Origin of the sequence: Rhizobium sp. SG_E_25_P2, from assembly GCF_029892285.1 — a bacterium.
Classification (GTDB): domain Bacteria; phylum Pseudomonadota; class Alphaproteobacteria; order Rhizobiales; family Rhizobiaceae; genus Rhizobium_E.
This window is the reverse complement of sequence record NZ_JARXVM010000021.1, coordinates 14,357-35,522: the sequence shown is the minus strand read 5'-3', so window position 1 is coordinate 35,522 and position 21,166 is coordinate 14,357. Positions and strand designations below refer to the sequence as shown.

The 21,166-nt window shown below is 60.6% G+C and carries 21 protein-coding genes and 1 other RNA gene; 14 read left to right on the top strand and 8 right to left on the bottom strand.

What is annotated here, in order from left to right; genetic code table 11:
- Nucleotides 1-25: 25 nt before the first annotated feature.
- The 3 genes from M2360_RS23125 to M2360_RS23115 form a co-directional block, all read right to left on the bottom strand.
- Nucleotides 26-808 (bottom strand): GH25 family lysozyme, encoded by a 783-nt coding sequence (locus M2360_RS23125; RefSeq protein WP_280777748.1) that lies wholly within the window; start codon nucleotides 806-808, stop codon nucleotides 26-28.
- Nucleotides 809-978: 170 nt separating this feature from the next.
- Nucleotides 979-1,644 (bottom strand): class I SAM-dependent methyltransferase, encoded by a 666-nt coding sequence (locus M2360_RS23120; RefSeq protein ID WP_280777747.1) that lies wholly within the window; start codon nucleotides 1,642-1,644, stop codon nucleotides 979-981.
- Nucleotides 1,641-2,891, bottom strand: a complete 1,251-nt coding sequence (locus tag M2360_RS23115; protein ID WP_280777746.1) for a DUF3419 family protein — start codon at nucleotides 2,889-2,891, stop codon at nucleotides 1,641-1,643. Before M2360_RS23115 ends, M2360_RS23120 begins: the two co-directional genes overlap by 4 nt.
- 241 nt (nucleotides 2,892-3,132) lie before the next feature.
- On the opposite strand from M2360_RS23115, the gene M2360_RS23110 reads away from it, so the two are divergent.
- The 3 genes from M2360_RS23110 to M2360_RS23100 all read left to right on the top strand — a co-directional run bounded on the left by M2360_RS23110 (nucleotide 3,133) and on the right by M2360_RS23100 (nucleotide 6,762).
- Entirely contained in the window at nucleotides 3,133-4,647 is a 1,515-nt protein-coding gene (locus M2360_RS23110) for an EAL domain-containing protein (RefSeq protein WP_280777745.1), read from the top strand.
- A 164-nt stretch (nucleotides 4,648-4,811) separates the two neighbouring features.
- Nucleotides 4,812-6,215, top strand: coding sequence for a serine hydrolase (locus tag M2360_RS23105; protein WP_280777744.1), 1,404 nt, complete (start codon nucleotides 4,812-4,814; stop codon nucleotides 6,213-6,215).
- A gap of 31 nt (nucleotides 6,216-6,246) precedes the next feature.
- Nucleotides 6,247-6,762 carry an alpha/beta hydrolase gene (locus M2360_RS23100; protein WP_280777743.1) on the top strand — a complete coding sequence of 172 codons (516 nt, stop codon included), beginning with the start codon at nucleotides 6,247-6,249 and terminating at the stop codon, nucleotides 6,760-6,762.
- Between the two features lie 7 nt (nucleotides 6,763-6,769).
- On the opposite strand, the gene M2360_RS23095 is transcribed toward M2360_RS23100, so the two are convergent.
- Nucleotides 6,770-7,288, bottom strand: a complete 519-nt coding sequence (locus M2360_RS23095; RefSeq protein WP_280777742.1) for a DinB family protein — start codon at nucleotides 7,286-7,288, stop codon at nucleotides 6,770-6,772.
- Nucleotides 7,289-7,420: 132 nt separating this feature from the next.
- On the opposite strand from M2360_RS23095, the gene M2360_RS23090 reads away from it, so the two are divergent.
- Complete coding sequence (locus tag M2360_RS23090; RefSeq protein ID WP_280777741.1) at nucleotides 7,421-7,999, top strand: TetR/AcrR family transcriptional regulator; 579 nt, start codon at nucleotides 7,421-7,423, stop codon at nucleotides 7,997-7,999.
- Between the two features lie 9 nt (nucleotides 8,000-8,008).
- On the opposite strand, the gene M2360_RS23085 is transcribed toward M2360_RS23090, so the two are convergent.
- Together M2360_RS23085 and M2360_RS23080 are read right to left on the bottom strand one after the other, a co-directional pair.
- Complete coding sequence (locus M2360_RS23085) at nucleotides 8,009-8,893, bottom strand: NAD(P)-dependent oxidoreductase (RefSeq protein ID WP_280777740.1); 885 nt, start codon at nucleotides 8,891-8,893, stop codon at nucleotides 8,009-8,011.
- A gap of 116 nt (nucleotides 8,894-9,009) precedes the next feature.
- On the bottom strand, nucleotides 9,010-10,044 hold the full coding sequence (locus M2360_RS23080; RefSeq protein WP_280777739.1) for a lytic transglycosylase domain-containing protein: 1,035 nt from the start codon (nucleotides 10,042-10,044) through the stop codon (nucleotides 9,010-9,012).
- A 198-nt stretch (nucleotides 10,045-10,242) separates the two neighbouring features.
- Here M2360_RS23080 and M2360_RS23075 point away from each other — a divergent pair, with 198 nt between their 5' ends.
- Complete coding sequence (locus M2360_RS23075) at nucleotides 10,243-10,494, top strand: hypothetical protein (RefSeq protein ID WP_280777738.1); 252 nt, start codon at nucleotides 10,243-10,245, stop codon at nucleotides 10,492-10,494.
- 58 nt (nucleotides 10,495-10,552) lie between these two features.
- Here M2360_RS23075 and M2360_RS23070 read toward each other — a convergent pair whose 3' ends face one another.
- Nucleotides 10,553-11,764 carry a pyrophosphate--fructose-6-phosphate 1-phosphotransferase gene (locus M2360_RS23070; protein WP_280777737.1) on the bottom strand — a complete coding sequence of 404 codons (1,212 nt, stop codon included), beginning with the start codon at nucleotides 11,762-11,764 and terminating at the stop codon, nucleotides 10,553-10,555.
- Nucleotides 11,765-12,033: 269 nt separating this feature from the next.
- Between M2360_RS23070 and M2360_RS23065 the strand changes: the two genes are divergently transcribed.
- The 8 genes from M2360_RS23065 to M2360_RS23030 all read left to right on the top strand — a co-directional run bounded on the left by M2360_RS23065 (nucleotide 12,034) and on the right by M2360_RS23030 (nucleotide 19,848).
- Nucleotides 12,034-12,276 (top strand): hypothetical protein, encoded by a 243-nt coding sequence (locus tag M2360_RS23065; protein ID WP_280777736.1) that lies wholly within the window; start codon nucleotides 12,034-12,036, stop codon nucleotides 12,274-12,276.
- A gap of 229 nt (nucleotides 12,277-12,505) precedes the next feature.
- On the top strand, nucleotides 12,506-13,216 hold the full coding sequence (locus tag M2360_RS23060) for a DnaJ family molecular chaperone (RefSeq protein ID WP_280777735.1): 711 nt from the start codon (nucleotides 12,506-12,508) through the stop codon (nucleotides 13,214-13,216).
- Between the two features lie 21 nt (nucleotides 13,217-13,237).
- Nucleotides 13,238-13,996: an N-acetylmuramoyl-L-alanine amidase gene (locus M2360_RS23055; RefSeq protein ID WP_280777734.1), complete on the top strand. Its 759-nt coding sequence runs from the start codon at nucleotides 13,238-13,240 to the stop codon at nucleotides 13,994-13,996.
- 58 nt (nucleotides 13,997-14,054) lie between these two features.
- Nucleotides 14,055-15,767, top strand: a complete 1,713-nt coding sequence (locus M2360_RS23050) for an Hsp70 family protein (RefSeq protein WP_280777733.1) — start codon at nucleotides 14,055-14,057, stop codon at nucleotides 15,765-15,767.
- Between the two features lie 7 nt (nucleotides 15,768-15,774).
- The gene (locus M2360_RS23045) at nucleotides 15,775-16,968 is read left to right on the top strand and encodes a hypothetical protein (protein WP_280777732.1); all 1,194 of its coding nucleotides are present in this window, start codon (nucleotides 15,775-15,777) and stop codon (nucleotides 16,966-16,968) included.
- The gene (locus tag M2360_RS23040) at nucleotides 16,965-18,266 is read left to right on the top strand and encodes a hypothetical protein (RefSeq protein ID WP_280777731.1); all 1,302 of its coding nucleotides are present in this window, start codon (nucleotides 16,965-16,967) and stop codon (nucleotides 18,264-18,266) included. Before M2360_RS23045 ends, M2360_RS23040 begins: the two co-directional genes overlap by 4 nt.
- Before the next feature lie 42 nt (nucleotides 18,267-18,308).
- Nucleotides 18,309-19,514, top strand: coding sequence for an FAD-binding oxidoreductase (locus M2360_RS23035; protein WP_280777730.1), 1,206 nt, complete (start codon nucleotides 18,309-18,311; stop codon nucleotides 19,512-19,514).
- 73 nt (nucleotides 19,515-19,587) lie between these two features.
- Nucleotides 19,588-19,848, top strand: coding sequence for a type II toxin-antitoxin system ParD family antitoxin (locus tag M2360_RS23030; RefSeq protein WP_280777729.1), 261 nt, complete (start codon nucleotides 19,588-19,590; stop codon nucleotides 19,846-19,848).
- A gap of 25 nt (nucleotides 19,849-19,873) precedes the next feature.
- On the opposite strand, the gene M2360_RS23025 is transcribed toward M2360_RS23030, so the two are convergent.
- Nucleotides 19,874-20,350, bottom strand: a complete 477-nt coding sequence (locus M2360_RS23025) for a hypothetical protein (RefSeq protein ID WP_280777728.1) — start codon at nucleotides 20,348-20,350, stop codon at nucleotides 19,874-19,876.
- A gap of 397 nt (nucleotides 20,351-20,747) precedes the next feature.
- Here M2360_RS23025 and rnpB point away from each other — a divergent pair.
- Nucleotides 20,748-21,141, top strand: an RNA gene (rnpB, locus tag M2360_RS23020) — RNase P RNA component class A.
- Nucleotides 21,142-21,166: the final 25 nt, after the last annotated feature.

The window sequence follows — 21,166 nt, the reverse complement described above, 5'->3', positions numbered from 1 at the left end:
TGGACCATCGGTCTTGCCGATCAGATCACATTTCGGCGACGGCGGTCAGCCAGTTGCGCCAATTCTTGGCGGAGCCAGCGAAGACATTGATGTCGGTGTCGCCCTTGATGCCGGGAATGCGGCCCGTGCTGGTGTATTGCCAGAAGGCCCAGCGACGATCGGTATAGATATTGCTGGGGTGATCGGCCACCGCGCGCAGCCAGAAATGATAGTTCTTGAACTCGCCCACCAGCATGTCGCGATGGAAGTCGACGGTCGTGTAGATAATCGGGCGCTTGCCGTAATGCGCTTCCAGCCGATTCAGGAAGCGCTGCAATTCCTGCACCGCCGTCAGTTTGGACGGCCGATAGCGGCAATTCTTGGATTCGCCGTTCCATTCCACATCAAGCACCGGCGGCAGCACCATGGCGGCCTTCGGCACATTCGAGATAAACCAGTCGGCCTGTTGATCGGCCGTCGAGCAGAAATAGTAGAAGTGATAGGGCGCAGGCGGCACGCCCGCCGATTTCGCGGCGCGCCAGTTCTCATGGAAGCGGTTGTCGATATTGTCCTTGCCCTCGGTCGCCTTGATGAAGGCGAAGGCGACGCCGGAGGCGCGCACCTGGCGCCAATCGATGTCGCCGTTCCATTTCGACACGTCGATGCCGTGAACGGGGTGATGATGCGGCGTCTTCGGCCCGAAGTCCTGTGGGTCCATGTCTTGAAAGCGCGGCGGCACGGAGGCCGTTTCCACGAGGTCGTACTCGACAGACGAGCATGACGCCATCGCAATCAGCAAGGGCATGACGAAAAGCGCGAAGCGACGCATTTTTCCCCCGATAGGACGCAATACATGGGTCCCTGCCGCCTGCCGTTTCCCACGTCAGCACAGGGCGTAAGCGCCGATCCTGCGACATCATCGTAAAGAATCGGTTAGCTTCCAAGCGAAAATTGCAGCTTTCTGCTTGCGCCGCGCTTTTGTCGGCCGGGATTTCCGCGTCAGCCGCGCGTGCGCCGGATGATCGCCCGCCAGGCATAGCCGCGCTTGATCGGATGAAATTCGAAATCGCAGTCATGCAACGCGGCGGTCTTTTCCATTGCCATGCGCAGTTTGGCGCGGGGCGCGACATGGAAACGTCCGAGCCAGGCGAACAGGACGGCGCGGAACGGGGAGGGGAGGCCTTCCTGCTGGCCGAAGTCGACGACATGCAGCGAACCGCCCGGTTTCAAGGCGTTGACGCATTGCTCGATGGTCTGTTGCCAATCCGGGATCATCGACAAGGCGTAGGAAATCAGGATGCGATCGAAGCCGGCCACTCCAAATTCATTCGGCGCGAAACTTGTCGCGTCCGCGAGTTTCAACACCGGCGCAGGCATGCCTTCGATCGTCAGCCGCTTTTGCGCGCTCGCCAGCATTTCGGCGGAGATGTCGAGTCCGAACGGACGGATGCCGGGAAACAGACGTCCGGCGACAACGAGATTGCGCCCCGTGCCGCAGCCCACTTCCAGCAGGCTCTGGCGCGCGGTCATCGTCAAGCCCCGGATTGTCTCGTCGCGGCCGAGCAGATAATATTTGCGCGTCAGGTCATAGATGTGGCGCTGATGGCGATAGATGTCATCCATCAGGCTCGAATGGCTGCTTCTATCAAGCGTCTGGTCGGTCATGGCGTCTTCTCATAGATGTGGAAGCCGCCATAGATGGCGGAGCGATCGGCGCGGCCAAGCGCCAGCGACTTTTCTTCGAGATAGCCCCAGGCGGCGTCGAGCTCGGGCGCGAGACGTCCGGCGACGATGCTCTTTTCTGCGGCTGTCCGGAAAATCACGCGCGCGCCGGGCCGGGCGGTGCGGGTGATTTCGCGCCAGAGCGCATTGACCTGCTCATCGGTCATCCAGTCCTGCGCGTCGAGCAGCACGTAGCGGTCCATGCTGCCGGCCGCCTTGCCTTCGAGAATATGGACGATGTTGTCATGATGCAGCGTCACGTGGTCGAGATTGTCGCGGATCGCATGGTAATTGTCATGAGCGAGATAGGGCGGCAGCTTGCCTTCGGCGGGCGACGGATACCGGCGGGCAAAAGCCTGCCAGGCGAAATAATTGTCCTGAAGGGGAAAATGGCAGGCCAGTTTCTCCACCCGCTCGCGCAACACGCCCGCCAACGTCTTCTCCTCGGTCAGGCTGGCGAGTTCGTCGAATTGCCGCGGCGGAATGCCCAGGCCGAACAGCGAGCTCTTGCGCGCGGTGATCCAGCGCACCGCCTTGCGGTCGAAGATCGGCGCGATGCGGCGGTCGAAGACCTCGCGCTGTTCTTCCAGGCTACGGGCCTGCATCAGTTCATTCAGGTCGACGCCGTAGAGGCGGGCGGCGATGTGGCTTGCGCCGATGAAGCGCCCGAGCAGGCCGGTGCGGTAGAAATTGCCGTTGAACACTTCGATGCGGCGTTTGCCGGTCAGGCGGCGGCCTTCCCAATAGCGGCGGCTCCTGCCGTCCAGATGCGGCGCGATGAAGCGGTCATAGGCGTCGCTGTTGGCGCGTTCATTGGCGACGCCGAAGAAGCGCATCACATCGGCATGGGCGGGCAGATGCCGGAAAGCGGCGATCTTCAATCTGTTGAGCGCGATATGGCTGGCGTTGAGATCGGCGACGTCGATGCTTTCAGGGCCTTTCGCCAGATAGCTCAACATGTTGCAGCCGCCCGAGGCGATGGTCAGCACATGGTGATGCGGCTGAAGCTCCATGGCGGCCAGATCGACTTCCGGGTCTTCCCAGATCTGCGGATAGACAAGACCGGAGAACAACAGGCCGAAAATCCGCTCCGAGATTCCGTCCAGGCTGAGCGCCCGATGCTGGAGCAGCGCGCCTTTCAATCTCTCGTCCAGGCCGATGCGTCGCTTGCGGATGATGGCGTCGATCATGTGCATTTCCTCGATCCAACAGATGCGTAGCGAATATTGCAAATGCGCGACGGTTTGATGACGGAGATTGTGGGTATTTGCATCGATATGGGGCGTCGGACGCAGATCGCGTTTACCACAAGTTAAGACATCGTCGCTAGGTTACGACTCAACACCAGGAGCGGCGAACATGATGTTGCGAACGTTTCTGCCGAGGATATCTCAGCGATATGCTTTCGCTGGCTCGGCAATAGGGGCGTTATTGCCCATAATCGGAATGACGGCGGAAGCCGTGATCAATGACCCGGGGACCGGGGCGGCGTCAGCAGGACTGACGCCGACGCAGGCCCTCATGTTGACGGCGCCCATTCTGTGTGGGCTGGCCTTTCATCGTATTGGTTCGCTGAAGGAAGCGCTCGAGCGTCGTCTCGAACAGCGCGACCGGGCGGCGCGGCAACTGTTCGAGCTGTCCCTCAAGGACCGCCTGACCGGTGTTGCGAATCGTCGTGCGCTCGAACTTGAAATCGAACGCTTCATCGACGCCAAGCGCTATGGCAGCTTCCGTCCCGCGATCCTTCTGATGGATCTCGACAAGTTCAAACACATCAATGACATGTTCGGCCATGACGCCGGCGATACGCTGCTGCGCGTCTTCGCAACCCGTCTCAACGCCGTGCTTGGCCCGCTGGCGCGGATCTTCCGGCTCGGCGGCGATGAATTCGTGGTGACGGTGGCCGGTGAACCCAGGGACAGCGATATCGAGCGGCTGTGCCGGCTGATCGAGACGACAGCGGCGGAGCCCTATGAACTCGGCGACGGCCGCATCGGTTGCGGCATTTCGATCGGCATTTGTTATGTCGAGGACGGCGATGAACATATCGGCGATCTGCTGCGCCGCGCCGACGCCGCTCTCTACGTCGCCAAGGACATGCCCGGCTCGAAACATATCTTTCACACGCAGGCGCTTGGACGCGCATTGAGCGAACATGCCCGTCTTGAGGAAGAGATCGCCAACGGCGTGCGCAATGACGAGTTTTTCCTTGAATATCAACCGATCATGCACGCCGAGCAGCGTCGGGTGAACGCCTTTGAGGCGCTCCTGAGATGGAGGCATCCGCGCCGCGGCGTGTTGCGTCCAGACGCGTTTCTCGATGTCGCCCGTCGTTCGGGACACATCATGCGGATAGGCCGGATGGTGTTCTCCAAGGCGATCGCCAACGCGGCTGACTGGCCCGACGAAATCGGCGTGTCTGTCAATGTCAGCGGCGACGAATTCCGCGATCCCGGGCTCGTGCGCCATGTGCGTCAATGCCTCGATCAGCATCGCGTCAATCCGCGCCGGCTGATGATCGAGGTGAAGGAAGAAGCCTTTCTGGTTGATCACGACAGTATCCGGGTCGCGCTTCTGGCGCTCAAGGATATGGGCGTGCGCATCGCGCTCGACGATTTCGGCGTCGGTTGTTCGTCGATCAACCATCTGAGGCAGTTTCCGCTCGATCAGTTGAAAGTCGACCGCTCCTTCGCCCGCGGCATGGGCGATGGCGGGCCAGACCGCGAACTCGTCGATATCATGGTGCGGCTCGGAAAGGCTTTCAATATCGGCGCGACGATCGAAGGCCTGGAAACACAAACTCAATTGGATCTGGCGGTGGGACTGGGAGCGACTTCTCTCCAGGGCTACATGATCTCTCGCCCGATTCCCGCAGATACGGTTCAGTCGCTTATTGTGGCCGCGGGTCCATCGCCCCTAGGACCCGCCCACTTCGCAAGCGCCTGAACCGCGCTCGGAAGTTGGGGAAGGCGCGCCCCTTCGCTCTTCCCCAACAACCGATTTCCTGCTCAAGTCAGGAAACCTGAACTGCGTTGACATCTTTGGAAAGCGTTCGCCCCCACTGCTTTCCTTCGATGTCAACGCAGTTCATTTTATTCTGGAGACTGCTCATGAAACTCATCGCCCGGATTCTGGCCTGGCTGGTCGCCCTTATTGTCGTCGTCACTTTCGGCGCCGTCGGCTGGCTCTATCTCAATCCGCCCGAGGAGTTTCGCGTCGCCAACGCCTATTCGGCCAAGATCATCTGTTCGAGCGTGTTCGTTTCCGGCCGCAAGGCGGAGGAAGTTCTCGCCGACGATGTGCAGGCCCCCGGCCACTGGCTGCTGAAATATGTGTCGATCGCGCGCGGCGAGGATGTGGTGACGGCGAAGCTGTTCGGCTTCCTTGCCGCCGAATCGGCCGTCTATCGTCCGGGTCTCGGCTGCGCTTCGGCGCCGAATGGAGATCTCGACGCTGTGCGCGCGGTCGCGCTGACATCGCCGCCGGTCATCCCTCCCGTCTCTGATTTTGAATGGCCGCTCGGCGACACGGTCAGCCGCAAGGCCGATCTCCGCGCCGAAGCGCTGCTCGCCGATCCCAAGCTGATCGGCCCGGGCGCGCGGGCGCTGGTCGTGGTCAAGGACGGACGCATCGTCGCTGAGGCCTATGCGCCGGGTTTCAACGCCGAGACGCCGCTGCTCGGCTGGTCGATGACCAAGACCGTGACCGGGGCGCTCGCTGCCCTGCGCATCCAGGACGGCGCGTTCTCCTGGGACAAGGCCAAACTGTTTTCCGAATGGACCGATGATCGCGCCGGCATCACCATCGCCGCGTTGATGGCCATGACCAGCGGCCTGTCGCTCAACGAGAGCTATGGCGATGTCGACGATGTCACGCGCATGCTGTTTCTAGAGCCCGACCAGGCGAAATTCGTGCGCGACAAGCCGCTCGAAGCCAAACCGGGCGAAAAATTCGAATACACCACCGGCACGGCCGTGCTCCTGGCGCGCGCCGTGCAAGACACGCTCGCCGATCGCGACGCCGGGCTCGCTTATCCGCGCCAGGCGCTGTTTTCGCGCATCGGTATGCGGTCGGCGATTTTCGAGACGGATGAAACCGGCACATTCTCCGGCGGTTCGCTGCTCTACGCCACTGGGCGCGATTGGGCCCGCTTCGGCCTGCTGCTTGCCAATGGCGGCGACTGGAACGGCGACCAGATCCTGCCGGTCGATTATATCGAGCGCGTCGGCCGCGCCAGCGCCGTCTCCGGCGGCCTCTATACCGAGGCGCTGGCCTGGAAAAGCGGCACGGGCGAGCAAACTGCCGAACAGACGGGCCTTCCGCCTGACGCCTTCTGGGCGCTTGGCCATGACGGGCAGTCGATCGCGATGATTCCCTCGGCCAATCTCGTTGTGGTGCGCCTGGGCCTGACGCCCTCCAAGCTGAACTATGATCCCGCGCCGCTCGTCAAGGCGCTGCTTGGCGCGACCATGGAGCCGCTGCCGGAGCCCGAACCGGAACCGGCGCAGCCGTAAAGGCTGATTTTCACGTCGATGGGAGCAGAAAATGCGAATCATCCTCGCATCCGACATTCACGGCTTGCCTGCTGACGCCGACTGGCTCGGGGAAGACTTGGAGGTCGAGATCATCAGGCTGAGCGCCGCCGCCGGCGCCGGTCATCTCACAGGCGAGGCGCTACATCATTATCTGTTCAGCGACGGCGGTATGGACGCTGCCGTAGCCCATCTCGCTTCGTTCGGAGACGGCGAGACCGCTGGCATCGGCTTCAGCGCGGGCGGCACGGCGTTGTGGCGGGCCGTGGCGAAGGGCATGCCTCTGCGGGCGCTCGTCTGCGTGTCCTCGACGCGGTTGAGGCAGGAGACCAGCAGGCTGTCGATCCCAGCCCATACTTTCTGGGGCGGGAACGACCCGAATATTCCCGACGAAACCTGGCGCGCCTCCATGCCGACATCGTCGCGCATCTATGAGGGGCAGGAGCACGGATTTTATCAGGAGCCGGAGGCTAAGGACGTGGGCAGGCTGCGGACCGATATCAGGCAGGCGCTCGGCCTGGATCGATAGCCGCTTCTTATGCCGGGGCCGCGGATGCCGATTTTCGGCGTGCGGGATCGGCCTGATGGAGATGGACTGCGACAGTGTCCCAGAGCGGGGCGATGTTCGCTCGCCGTAACATCTGGCCAATCTCGCCACGGTGATAGCCGCCATGCAGCGCCACGTGCATCAACATCTCCTGACGCGTCATGCATCCCCGATCGCCGTCGGTGAAGGTGAAGCGGATAGGTTCGAGTAGATCTTGCTCAGAGACCTCCGCGACATAATTGTTGTACCAAGTGTCGATCGCCGCCATCTGTGTCCGCAGCGTCTCAAGCAAAGGTAAGGGATCGACATTATCGTTCACATAGCCATGCTGCGCGCCTGTGAGATGCCCCGAGAAAATGCGGGCTACGACATGGCTGTGGCTCGCCAGGCGTAGGGCGTCGAGATAGGCGGCGGCTGGGGCCTTCTCTTCGAGTTCAGCCAGTTTGTTGATGAGGTCGGCATTGGCCCAGGCGTGATAGGCGAATATAGTGGGGAACGGGTTGGACATGATCTGTTTCCTCTCTGAAAAAAATGTGAGTACAATGCTCACATTCTTGTCGGGAGCGACGATTTGTCTACTCGCATTGCAGTCGCCGCAACTCAGATGCGCAAACAGCCTCGACAGGCCAGGTCTCGGCGGATGGTCGAGGCAATCCTTGAAGCCGGGGCTCGCATTCTGAGCGGGTCAGGTTGGGCCGGTTTCAACACAAATGCCGTGGCAGAACTGGCCGGCGTCAGCATCGGCTCGCTTTATCAGTATTTTCCTGACAAACTGGCGCTGATCGACGCGATCCGGGACCAGCATCTCCAAGACTGTTTGATCGCCTTGCGCGGGTTGCCGATGGACGCCGTGCGTATCGAGGATTTCGCCGCCGCCCTGGTAGACGCCCTTATTTCCGCCCATGGTCGGCATCCCGGTTTGCATCGAGTGCTCCTCGACGAGGTTCCGAGCGGCGGCCATCTGGATCCCGCCAGCGCCTTTGAAACTGAATATATCGGCATCTATGCCCATGCGCTCGGCATCTTCGCAGGGCGGGCGCTTGACGAAAAGTCGCGGGCTGACGCCATGGTCCTGTCGGACGCTGTGGACGGGGTCATTCACAATGCCGCGCGGCGGGGACAGTTGAGTGACGGCTTCATTCGAGCTGCACTCATCCTGCTTGTGGAGACATTTTTGTCCCGCCTCAGGCAGCCGGATGACAAGCGGGCGTCCGGATGAGATGCAGCCTCAGAGCGTGTTCGAGCTTGGTCGGCATGGAAGCGTTTCCATGCTGCGACGATCCAATTGCGCCAGGACTTCGCCAAAACCATATTTCGGCGCGAAGCCGAGCAACCGCCGTGCTTTGCCCGAATCGTAGACGCGGTCGATGGTTTTCGGCAGCCGCCATCCGCGCTCTTCAAACGCTGCGGCGACATCCGGCGCGCGCAGGCGTATGAGAGAGGGCGCGTCAGAGGCGAGGGCGCCCCGGTCCTCGACCAGAAAAGGTGTGGCGGCGGAGATGACAAACATCTGAAATGGATCGCCTGGATTGTCGAGCGCCAGCAGATGGGCGTCGGCGACGTCGCGTATGTCAATGCCGCGATGCAGTCGATAAGCAGCCATCTGGTCGGCGGGTTCGGGAAAACTCCGCGCCATGCGCAGCACGCGCACGTCGAATGTGGGGCTTGCAAAATCCGCGAGCGCCCGCTCCGCGTCGAGTTTGGTCCTGTGATAGATTGTTCTCGGCTGGGGCAGCGTGTCCTCGTCAAGCCAAGCGCATTTTCCGTCCTCGACCGCCTGCCCATAGAGCGCGGTTGTGCTCGTGAACACAAATCGCCTCACGCCGGCCTCGGCGGCGAGGCCAGCAAGGTTGCGTGTCGCCTCGACATTGACGCGATAAAACTCCTCATCCGCGATCAGGTCCACATGTGGCGCGTGAAGCGCCGCAGTGTGAATAACTGCGTCCGCGTCTTGCAAGGCCCCACGAAGCAAGGATGCATCGTTGAGATCGCCGAGAAGGCTCGTCGTTGAGAAAGGCGTTCGATCAACGCCAGCCACTTCATGTCGATTGGAAAGGGCGGTGTAAATCGATCGTCCGACTCTACCAGAGCTTCCGGTAAGAACAATCTTCATGCCGCCTGTCCGAAATCAGCAAGTAATGAATTGATTGAAATTCCGACCAAGTCAGGTCGAGTATATAACTCTTAACAGAGCTTGCCCTGTCAAATCATCGATCGCGCGCGCCCGGATCAATCCGCGTGAATGACTTCCAAAAGCTGCTTCCGCTTGGCCTGGTAATAATAGCCGGTGCGATAGAGCCAGTCGGCCTTCGCCACGTCCTTGTCGGCGGTCAGCCAGGCGCCGCGCAGATATTTGACGGCGTATTTCAGGTTGGTTTCGGCGTCCAGAAGGCCGTTGGGCGAGCCGGCATAGCCCATTCCCTTGGCGGTGCGATAGCGGATTTGCATCAGGCCCCAATTGCCGCGATGCACGGCGCCGGGATTGTAATTGCTTTCGCGGCGAACCACCTTGTGCACCAGATGTTCCGGCACTTCGTAAAGCGCGGCATATTTGGAAATCAGTTGGTTGAGGTCGGTATTCTTGCTCGATGTGACAACCGGCTCGAAGGCGCTGGCCGCCGGTTGCGCGGCAAACGCCGTTGCTGCGGACGGATCGGCGCTGGCGACCTGAACGCTGGTCGCGGCTTTTGCTGTCGGAGCCGCAGGCCCGCCCATCCGGATCGCGAAGACGGCGGCGACGTCGGGCTGCCCGAAACTGTCGGCCATCACGGCTGTCTTGCGCGGCTGCGTCGCCAGGGGCTGTGCGGCTGCTGGCGCAGCGGCGGTCTGGGGGGCGGCTGGGTTGGCGGCGGTGACAGGCTGAACGGTCGCTTCGCCGACTGTCGCCTGCTGCTGCAGAATCGGAGTTGGCACAGAGGTCGGGGTCGGCAATCCCATCGCGGCGGGATCGACAGATGCGACCTCCACGGCGTTGAACGCCTGGGCTGCGTCGGTAATCGGCTTGGGCGAGGGGATGGCGTAGGCCATGGATATGGTCTTGTCGGTCGCGAGGTCGACCGGCGAAATCGGAGCCGGCGCGGTGGTCAGCATCGCCGTGCTGGATGTGTTGACCGTCTGAAGTTGCGTGGTCATGGCCACTTGCTGGGCCGCCGGCTTCACATCCACCTTGGCCGCGCTCACTTTGGCGGACTGGCAGGACGCCGTCAGTCCCACCGCGCCTGAAATCAGCGCGATCCGTGTGGCATGCGTCACATATTTTTTCATTAACCCCGTCCGCTTTGTTGAGGTCCGCCCTCCCTTCGAAGGGGGAGAGTCTTCACAAATCGTTACGTCCTGATACTCGATTAAACGGCAGCCGACAAGCCGCTCGCCTTGATCTTTCGCGCATAGGAAGATTTTCAAGGTTAAAATAAAACCAGTGATTTCATCGCCTTCGCCTCTTCCAGAGTTAATGGATTATGAATGATCATGGTTAACCAAGGCTTAATTCGCGATTTGCGTCTTCGTCGCGCCCTTCGTGAATACATGCGGCTCTCGACGCGGGCGGGCGGGAAGCTGCTGAAAACTCACATTGTTGTGAAGCGCGGGCGTAACTGCAAAGCCGGGGTGGACGCCAATGCCGATGGCGAGAAAATCCTTCCACGGTCGCGCCGGGCGCCGGATCCGACAATCAGATCTGTTGAAATGAGAACGGTTAACCGTAAGAAAAACTAAATTAAGAAATTTGACAAACCGGCGCGGAGAGAGCCTTCCGCGCCGGTTGTTATTGATGTCAGACTGCCCGCCAGGGCTGGCCGATATAGTCCATGACTTCGGAGAACCACGGCTGGTCGGTGTCGAAATGCTTGCCGCCCTTGATGCGCGAGAATTCGATCGTGCGCAGTTTGCCGTTCTGGTCTTCATCATGGCCTGTCACGCCGGAGACGCGGTTGAGCGCGCTTTCGACGGCGAGGTCCACCATGCTCTGGATCAACCGGAGATCGTCGCGGTTGGCCGGAGCCGAGCGGGCGTAATAGCCCGACTTCTGCACCATCGCGCGCTCGGCGCCGATCATATGGCCGATATGCTTGGAGAACCAGTTGCCGACATTGATCGTGTCGATTTTCACATGGCCGAAGGCGTCGCGCTTGACGTGATCGCCGGAGGCCTCGCGTTCGGCGACGATCGTGTCGAGGGCCGCGCCTTCCGAGACGAAGATGGTCACGAAGCCTGTCGTCTCCATGATCTGCCGGAGGCGGGCGCCTTCCTGTTCGAGATCGAAAGCGACTTCCGGCAGATACATGCCGTCGATGTTCTTGAGCTGGGTGTTCATCATCAGGCCTTCGACATAGTCGCGGCCCTTGGTGTCCTGGATATAGGCGCGCGCGGTGGCGGCGGTCAGCCAGCCGCAATGGCGTCCCATCACCTCATGCACCACCAGCGTCTTGGGCGCGGCGCTCTGCTCGTTCGACACATGGTCGAAGAAATGCGCGCCGACTTCGGCCGCCGTCCAGGCCCCGAGCGACTGCTTGATCGGCACCACGTCGTTGTCGACGGTCTTGGGCAGGCCGACGACGGTGAGCTTGTAGCCGTTGGCCTCGAGATAGGCCGCGAGATCGGCTGCAGTGGTGTTTGTGTCGTCGCCGCCGATCGTGTGGAGAATGGTGACGCCATCGCGCGTCAGCCGTTCCGCCGCCACGCGCAGCGGGTTCTCGCCTTCCTTCACCAGGCCGCGCTTGACGCAATCGGCGGCATTGGTCAGCTTGACGCGGCTGTTCCCGATCGGCGAGCCGCCATGATAATGCAGGAGATGGGCGCGTTCGCGCATGTCCTTGGTGATCTGGATGCTGTCGCCGAGAAGCACGCCCTGATAGCCCGAGCGATAGGCGATCAGCTCCACTTCGGGCGCGACGTCGCTATAGCGTTCGATCAGTCCGCCCACGGCGGAAGACAAGCAAGGGGCGAGCCCGCCCGCTGTCAGCATTGCGGCTTTTTGTTTGGCCATGATTGAAATCTCCCATGCGGCGTTAGCCTTTGCAGCCGGCATCGATGGGCCAGCCTGTGCCTTCTGTAAAGTGAAGAGATGATGAAGAACAGGCCCGTTGCGCGCTCCCGGGGGGCTGCGCCTGACTTAAACGATTCAATATGAAAAGCCCGCCTTGGGGCTTGTGGATAATCAGTCGAGCGGTCCCGGCGGGGCCAGCGGCCGGAACCTTCTGTTTGACGGCGCGTTTTTACGGCGATGACAGGATTTGCTTCATAAGGAGAAGACCGATGAAGACTTCGTTCAAGATGGTGATCGCCGCTTCGGCGCTGGGTCTGGCCTCCGCGTTTACCGCGCCGGCCTTCGCCGACAGTCTCACCATTCGCGTGGCGCCCAACAACCCCGCCCAGCGCGTGATCGTTCGCCCGCCGGTGGTCAAGAAAGTCGTGGTGCGCCAGCCCTGCTACACCAAGACGGTGAAGAAGATCACCAACAACAAGACGGTGATCACCAAATCGCGCGTCTGCCCGTAAGGCCGGCGCCCTTGTGCGCAGGCCATTTCAACGGTTCCGTCAGCCGGCGGGACCGTTTTCGATTCGTCCCCCGCTTTCCTGCGCGCATTCGTGCTTCGTCACGCTAAATCGACGACAAGATCGTTTCCGATCAAATTCCATTACGGAAATTTCATTCTCGCCGTGGCTTGCTTTTGAGCCGACAATTGTTCACCCTTTTTCTGAAACTCCTCTCCGGCCGGGCGCGATCATGTCTTTTTGGGAAAAGCTCTTCAGCGCAGTCGCCGACACCGCGACCAACGCCTTGTCGAGCCTGATCGAAGCGATCCGGACCGTGTTCGAGGGCGATCCCGAGACGCGACGCAAGGTGGCGTTCTCTGTCGCCGTCATCGCCTTGTCGGCCAAGATGGCCAAGGCCGATGGCGTCGTCACCCCCAATGAGATCGAGGCGTTCCAGGAAATCTTTGACTACCCGGCCGAAGAGGCGCGCAATGTCGCCCGTCTCTACAATCTCGCCAAACAGGACGTCGCGGGCTTCGAAGCCTATGCCGAAAAGCTCTCCGGCCTCTGCCGATCCGGCCAACCCGAATGCGCCATGCTCGAAAACGTCATGGACGGCCTGTTCCACATCGCCAAGGCCGACGGCGCGGTGCATGAGCGCGAATTGTCCTTTCTCGAAAATGTCGCTGCGATCTTCCAGATCTCGGAGGACCGCTTCGCCCAGATCCTGGCCCGGCATGTCTATGTCGAGGGCGCCGACCCCTACAGCGTGCTCGGCGTGTCGCGGAAGGATGATTTCCAGACCATCCGCCAGCAGTATCGGGCGCTGGTGCGGGAGCATCATCCAGATCGGATGATCGCGCGGGGGCTGCCGACCTCGTTCCAGGCGGTGGCGCATGAGCGCATGGCCAAGTATAACGCCGCCTATGCCGCCATCGAGCGCGAGCTTCGCGCGGCCTGACGCCAGCATTCGAGTCTGTTGATGACCCAATTCCTTCCTGATTTTGCGCAAGCCGATGTGGCCGCGTCTCCCAATTTCGGCGATCGCAAGGACGTGTCGCGCCCCGACATGATCATCCTGCATTACACCGGCATGCCCACGGCGGCGGCGGCCTTCGACTGGCTGCGCCGGCCCGAAAGCGAAGTCTCCAGCCATTATTTCGTCTGGGAAGACGGGCGCGTCAGCCAGTTGGTGGCCGAGGACAAGCGCGCCTGGCATGCCGGCAAAAGCTTCTGGAAAGGCGAGGCCGACATCAATTCCCACTCTGTTGGCGTGGAAATCGCCAATGCCGGCCATCCCGGCGGCCTGCCGGCATTTCCCGCCGCGCAGATCGAGGCGGTGATCGCGCTCTGCCGTGACATCGCCGCCCGTCATGACATCGCCCCCGAGCGCGTGCTCGGCCATTCCGATGTCGCGCCGGTGCGCAAGGTCGATCCGGGTGAAAAATTTCCCTGGGAGGCGCTGGCCGAAGCCGGCGTCGGCCATCATGTCGAACCCGCCGTCATCTCGGGCGGGCGGTTTTTCCAACGCGGCGACGCCGGGCCTCCGGTCGAAGCGCTGCAGGCGATGCTGGCGCTCTACGGCTATCATGCGCCGGTCAGCGGCGAATTCTGCGACCGCACGGCCGGCGTGGTCGAAGCCTTCCAGCGGCATTTCCGCCCCGAACGCATCGATGGCGTCGCGGACGCCTCCACCATCGACACGTTGCACAGATTGCTGAGGGCGTTGCCGGACGGCTAAGCAACTTTCTGTTGTCCGGTCATCGGACACTGACTAATAAATTCAAAGACGAAAATCAGTGCGCGGGTTCAATATGGCAATTGTCGGCATCGACCTTGGAACGACCAACTCCCTGATCGGCGTGTTCGAGGACGGCAAGGCCAGATTGATCGAAAACGCCAATGGCGGCTTTCTCACGCCGTCGGCCGTCTATGTCGATCAGAATGGCGAGATCGTCGTCGGCGCGGCCGCCAGGGAAATGGCGCTGACCAATCCCGACGCCGCGGTAATGTCGTTCAAGCGCTGGATGGGCACCGACCGCGTCGTGTCGCTCGGCAAGCGCAGCTTTCGCGCCGAAGAGCTGTCTTCCTTCATTCTCAGATCGCTGATCGATGACTACAAATCCAGATATGCCGAGGAGATCACCGAAGCGGTGATTTCCTGCCCGGCCTATTTCAATGACGGCCAGCGCAAGGCGACCATCAATGCGGCCAAGCTTGCGGGCCTGAAAGTGGAGCGGTTGATCAACGAGCCGACGGCGGCGGTGCTGGCCTATGGTCTGGAGACTCGCGACGACGGCCAGTTCCTGGTTTTCGATCTCGGCGGCGGCACATTCGACGTGTCGATCATGCACAAATATGACGGCGTGTTCGAAATCCGCGCCTCCGCCGGCGACAATTTCCTCGGCGGCGACGATTTCACCGAAGCGCTGGCCGGTCTTCTGCTCCGCAAGAGCAATATCGACCGCGTCAGCCTCGGCAAGATCGACCAGGCGCGCATCCTGCGCGCCGCCGACACGATCAAGATCGATCTGTCGGGCAAAGCGAGCCTCGATTACCGCATCACGCTTGAAAAAGCTGTCCTCGAAGGCGTCGTCACGCGCGAAGAATTCGAAGCGGAGGCGTCCGATCTGATGCGGCGGCTCCGGCATCCGCTCGAACGGGCGCTGCGCGATTCCTCCATCTCGCCTGACGAACTCGACGCGATCGTGCTGGTGGGCGGCGCCACCCGCATGCCGGCGATCCGGCAGATGATCGCGCGCCTGTTCGGCAAGCTGCCTTTCGTCACCATCAATCCCGACGAAGTGGTGGCTATGGGCGCAGTGATCCAGTCGGCGTTGAAAAGCCGCGACGCCGCCGTTGAGGATGTTTTGCTGACCGATGTCTGCCCCTTCACGCTCGGCGTCGCCTCGATGCGCACGCGGCCTGACGGCAAGCGGGAGGAAGTCGTCTCGCCCCTGATCGAGCGCAACGCCACCGTGCCGATCAGCCGCGTCGAGCCGTTCACCACCGTGTCAGACAACCAGACCGAAATTGCGCTGCGCATCTATCAGGGCGAAAACATCCGCCCCGAGCACAATGTCCATATCGGCACGCTGAATGTGAAGATCCCGCGCCGACCGGCCGGCCATGAAAGCGTGGATGTGCGCTTCACCTATGACATCAACGGCGCGCTCGAAGTCGAGGCGACGGTGCAATCGACCAAGGAAGTGTTCAAGACATTGTTTTCCAACGAGTCCGGTCTCGACGAGAAGGAGTTGGCCAAGCGTTTCGAGCAATTGTCCAAGATCAAGCTCGCGCCGCGCGACCAGCAGGAAAACCGCGAACTCATCGCCCGCGCCGAACGCATCTATGCCGAAGCGCTCGAACAGGACCGCCAGGTGATCGCCGACGGGCTGATGCAATTCACCGCCGAGATCGAGGACCAGCGGCTGCGCGATATCGAGGCGGTGCGCGACGAATTCCGCGCGTTCCTGAACCAGTTCGACAAATTCGTCTTCAACCGCGATTGAGGCGGGCATGGAGACCTCGGACTATCCATGGTCGACGCTCGGGATTGCACGGACGACCGACGCTGCGGTCATCCGCAAGGCCTACGCCATCGCGTTGAAATCTGCGCGGCCGGACGAGGATCCAGAAGCGTTTCAACGGCTCTTGACGGCGCGGAACGAGGCGCTACGGCTGGCGGTCACCGCTCCCCATGGCGGCGCAATCCTGTCGGCGACGGCAGACGAGAACGAAGCCAACACAAAATTCCGCCCAGTTATCCAGGTGCTTCAGCCCGAGCTTGGCACGCAACTACCACAAGAGACCGACGCCACTGATATCTGGCGATTATTTAAGGCGCTAGAGCAGGTAGATGTTGCTTTTGAGAAGAATGGCGATGTCGTGGCGGCTTATTCTGACGCTTTTGACGTTGTAGAGAACGCGCCCCTACAAGAGGTGGGGCAGTTTTTGGGTCGGGTCATTCGCCATATTGCAGAAGGGCTGGCGCATCGTCAGCCTCGCGCGTTCCAGGACGTTACGCTCCAAGAGCCACGCGACATACTCGGGCCTTACGAACAGGTCCTGATCGAGCTTGATCGTCGCTTCAAGATTTTCGGCGACGAGCGGATCCTGCTTAACTATTTTGGTTCCGATGCAGCGCTGCATTTCGCCTCTCTCCTTGCGTTTGCGATTGGACAAGGACCGGGCGGTTCCGCTTCCCGAGAAAGGCCGCCGCTCTATGTCGATGACATTTTCATCCTGACGACTTTCGCCTCGAGCAAGCGCATGCTGCGGATCTGCGATATTGCGAAGACCACGGGCCGCTTCCCACTCAACGTAGATCTTTTTGGACTGTTTTTTCCGTATTTCTTCGCTCTTTATCACCGGATTTACTGGCTTGCGGCCCTGATTGGGCTTCCACCGGTTCTCTATCTGAGCCTTACTCCAAAGGAGATGATCCCTCTTGGCGGTGCATTACAGAGCGGGCTCATCTTGCTGTATGTGGTCCAATGCCTGTGTGTGGGTATCAAGGCGGATCAATTGCGTGTTTTCCAACTTCGGCTATGGGTGGATGTGTTGAAAAGGCGTAGAAGATCGCCTGCTTATGCCTTGCGGCGTCTGGCCGAGCTCGGCGTGGCGTCTCCGCAGAATCCTTGGCTTGGTACAATATTCCTGTTTGTGCTCGCCGCGGGCATCCGCGCCGCCGTTTATGGACCCCAGCCATGACCCGTCGCTATCCCTGGACCATTCTTGATATCGATGCGACCTCCGACCAGAAGCAGATCCGCAAGGCCTATGCGCGCAAGCTCAAAGTGACGCGTCCGGATGAGGACCCCGCCGGCTTCCAGGCGCTGGTCGAAGCGCGCGATGCGGCCTTGGAGGAAAGCCATTGGGTCACCAGCGAGGAAGAGGGCGCTGCCTTGAATGCCTCGCCGGAGGATGCGGCGGTCGCGCCGGTTGTCCCTTCAGTCGAGGCGGATGGCCTGGCGGCAGATCTGTCCGGTCTTGATCTGGCTGAGGCGGTGACGGTCGAGGCGAAAGATGCGCCCGCTCTCACGCCGTCTCATCCGTCCGACGCTGAACGGGTGGTTGTCGACCTATCCTATCCCACGCCTGCTCCTGACGCATCGGCTGGCGAGTCGCCGGCGGACGCCTATGACGACTTCGACGAAGAGCCCGAGATCTGGGAACTGCTCGAGGAGACGCGCAAGACCCAACCCTGGCGGCGACCGCTGGATGCCTGGGAGAGAGTTTTCGACGCGCTTGAAAACCTGCCGCTCGGCGAATTCGACGATGCCCTCGGCGTGGCGCTCCGCGATCTTCTCGATCAGATCCAGTCCAATGATCTCAAGCCGCATGACCAGCCGGCGGTGTTGCGCGAGCTCGATCATCGCTTCGATCTCCTGTCGAACGATCGCCGAATGCTCCGCCATATGCGGCCCGAAGATGCGGAATATCTCATCGACGCGCTGTCGGACGCCACCGACCGGCGTGGGCCGGCTGAAGGCGGCGCACAACCGCAAACGCTTGACGGCGTCGATGATCTCGATCCGACCCTGGTGGCGCGCGCCTTCGCGAGCGATCCGAAAATGATCGCCTATTTCGAGCGCGCCATTCGCGAACGCGGCTACCCTTGGGCGTTCTCCGTGGTCGGGCTGCTGTTTCCGGTTCCCTTCGCCTTTTATTACCGGCTCGGCAAACTGGCGGCTTTCGCCGCTGTTCTGTCGATCCTCAGCGCCGTTTTGCGCGCGCCGTCGATCCGGGAAAATTTTCCGAGCGCGGCGGGCCTCTCGGGCGTGGTCAGCGTCATCTATATCGTCGTGGCGCTGTCGACCGCCTTCAACTGGCGTAAATTGAGGCTTGCGGCGCTCAGCGAACATCTCGCGCCGCTGAAAGCCAAAGGCGCGCCTTTCGATGAACTGAAAGAGGCCGCCGCCGCCTTCGGGTCGCCCGACAGAACCAAAATGGCGCTCGGCATTTTCATTTTGCTCGCCGCTGTTTTCCTGCGCCTTGTTCTGCAATAAAACTTGAGCGCCATTCGCCATTTTCGAGTCCGGAGATTTCCCGTGCCCCAGTTCCAATACGCCGTGGTCGGACGCGGCCTGACCGGTTCCGCCGCCGCCCGCCATTTCGCCGAACAGTTTCCCGGCGTCGTGCTGATCGGGCCGGATGAGCCTGTCGATTGGGCCAGCCATCAGGGTGTGTTCGCCAGCCATTACGACGAGGGCCGCATCACCCGCACCATCGATCCCAACGAAGTCTGGGCGCGGCTCGCCAACCGCTCGATCGCGCGCTACCGGGAGATCGAGGCGAAAAGCGGCGTGACATTCTACGGCGAAAAGGGTTGCCTGATCTCCGGCCTCAAGACCGGCCGCAGCCAAAGCTATATGGCCAATATCCGCGCCGCCGCCGCGCGGGTGGGCGTCGAGCCCGTGCTGCTGGACGATGAGGGCCTCAAGTCGACATTTCCCTATTTCAGTTTCCCCGACGGCTCCGACGCTGTGTTCGAGCCTGTGAATGCCGGCTATGTCAGCCCGCGCAGGCTGGTGGCGGCGCAGACGATCGCGGCGGAGAAAGCCGGAGCAAATGTCATCCGCAAGCGGGCGCTGTCGATCGCCCAGAAGCACGGTTACGCCGAGATTTCGCTCGATGGCGGCGAGACGGTGAGCGCCGCCCGCGTGCTGGTCGCAGCCGGCGGCTTCACCAATCAGCCGGGGCTTTTGCCTGACGTTCTCGACATGCAGGTCTATGGCCGCACGATCAGCCTGTTTGAAGTCTCCGAGGCCGAGGCTCTCAGGCTCGCCTCCATGCCGTCGCTGATTTTCGAGGACGAGCCGGAAGAACTCGGCGTCTACATGCTGCCGCCGATCCTCTATCCGGACGGCAAATATTATCTGAAAATCGGCGGCGATATGACCGATATCCTGCTCGAAAACACCGACGCCGTGCGCGACTGGTTCAAGGGCGGCGGCAGCCCGCGCAATTTCGATCATCTCGTCGCCATGATGAAGCGCCTCGTTCCCTCGCTGGATATCAAGGACGCTCGCCCCGTAACCTGCGTCACCTCCTATCCGCATGACCAGGGCAAGCCCACCAAATACCCGGCGATCGGGCCAACCAGCGCGCCGTCGATCTTCGTCATGGCCGGCGGCTGCGGCGCCGCCGCCAAGAGCTCGGACGAAATCGGCCGGCTGGGGGCGGAACTGCTCGTTCATGGTCAGATCATTGATCCGGCCTATCCGGCGGCGGATTTCAGGCCGAGGTTTGTGTGAGGACCCTGTCGGGCGGTTCCGTTTGGCTCTTCAAGCAAAAACTGGTAGTGTCTGCTGATCGAGAGGTACAGCCATGACATCCGCTTACAATATCGGAGATCACTTCGAAGGCTTCGTGCGCGAACTCGTCGAAAGCGGGCGCTATGAGAGCGTCAGTGAAGTCATGCGCGATAGCCTCCGCCTGCTCGAAGAACATGAGAAAGCGCGGGCGCTCGAACTGGAATTTCTCAAACGCGAATATGCGGATGGCAAGGCCAGCGGCGAGCCGCAAGAAATTAACCCGATCCAATTCCTCAACGAGCTGAAGGCGGAGCGGCGCGCCCAGCGTGGCTAGTGTAGATCACGCTTAACCAGATCTATCAGAGTTTTGTTGTGTCGTTGGCAGCGTCAATTTTTTCATTGATAGCGTGTTCGTTAAGCTTGTAAAATTCTGGTAGTTTCTCTGTGTTGCTTCTCTTTAGGCCTGTTTCAAAGATATGTAAAACGTCTGATGCCGAAACGCCGTCACATAAAAATATTTCGTCTATTTGAAATGTAATACTTTCCTGCATTTCTTCATCGAAGTCGCAAGTTTCGGTTATTTGAAATTTATTTGCGTGTAATTGATAGTATAAACTTTTTACGGGTCTTGGGAGGTGTCGAATCCTGCTCTCCATCGCTCCCTTAAGTTCAAGCAATTGTAATATTTCTTCGTAAAAATCGATCCCGTATTTTTTTTGATAAAATCTCAAACACTCCTCTATGACGAAGTGTAATATTTTAACGCCTTCAACCCCCCTCCGCTCGGATATATCCAAAACCAATTCAAATTGCTTTTGCTCAATTTCTGTACGCATCGATACCTCTTCATGCATATGTTCCGCCCGTACAAAGGCGGTATTCACCTGACGGCGCCATGCTTTGAAGCGGATTCAGGCGGCGTGGATTTCAGGTTGCATTGAAGCCTGTTTTTGTCTGCTTGTTTGCGCCTCTTCTCTCAGTTTTTGGGTGTCGGCCCGGCATTCTTTCCCGGTCTATCGATGAAAGTCTGCAGGAGTTTCCAGTCGGCTCTGGTCCGGGTGCCTGGCACTGTAGCTGACAGTCTTGGAAATCGCGGTCGAAATCTCGTTTCCGAACCGCGCCGTCGCCAAGAGGTCTGATTGCTTCCGGTCTCCACCATCGAGGTTGGTCGACATGAACGCTCCCGAAATAAAACCTTCCCATAACCGCATCCTTGCTTTAAGGACCGCCTCGCCAGTCGGCCGGGCAGCCGCGCTTCACATTGTCGAAAGGCCGTGAGGTGAGGAAAGTCCGGGCTCCACGGAAACACGGCGCCGGATAACGTCCGGCGGGGGCGACCCCAGGGATAGCGCCACAGAAAACAGACCGCCCGGCATGCCGGGTCAGGGTGAAAAGGTGGGGTAAGAGCCCACCGCGGATCCGGCAACGGAGACGGCATGGCAAGCCCCGCCGGGAGCAAGACCGAATAGGGACGACGCGTCCGCTTCATGCGGCAGGCCTGTTTCTGGGCCAGTCGTCCGGGTGGGTTGCGAGAGGCGTCGCGCAAGCGGCGTCCCAGATGAATGGCTGCCACGTTCCGGAGAAATCCGGAGCCTTACAGAACCCGGCTTACAGGCCGACTGGCGATTAATTTTCCAAAAGTTGAAAAATAT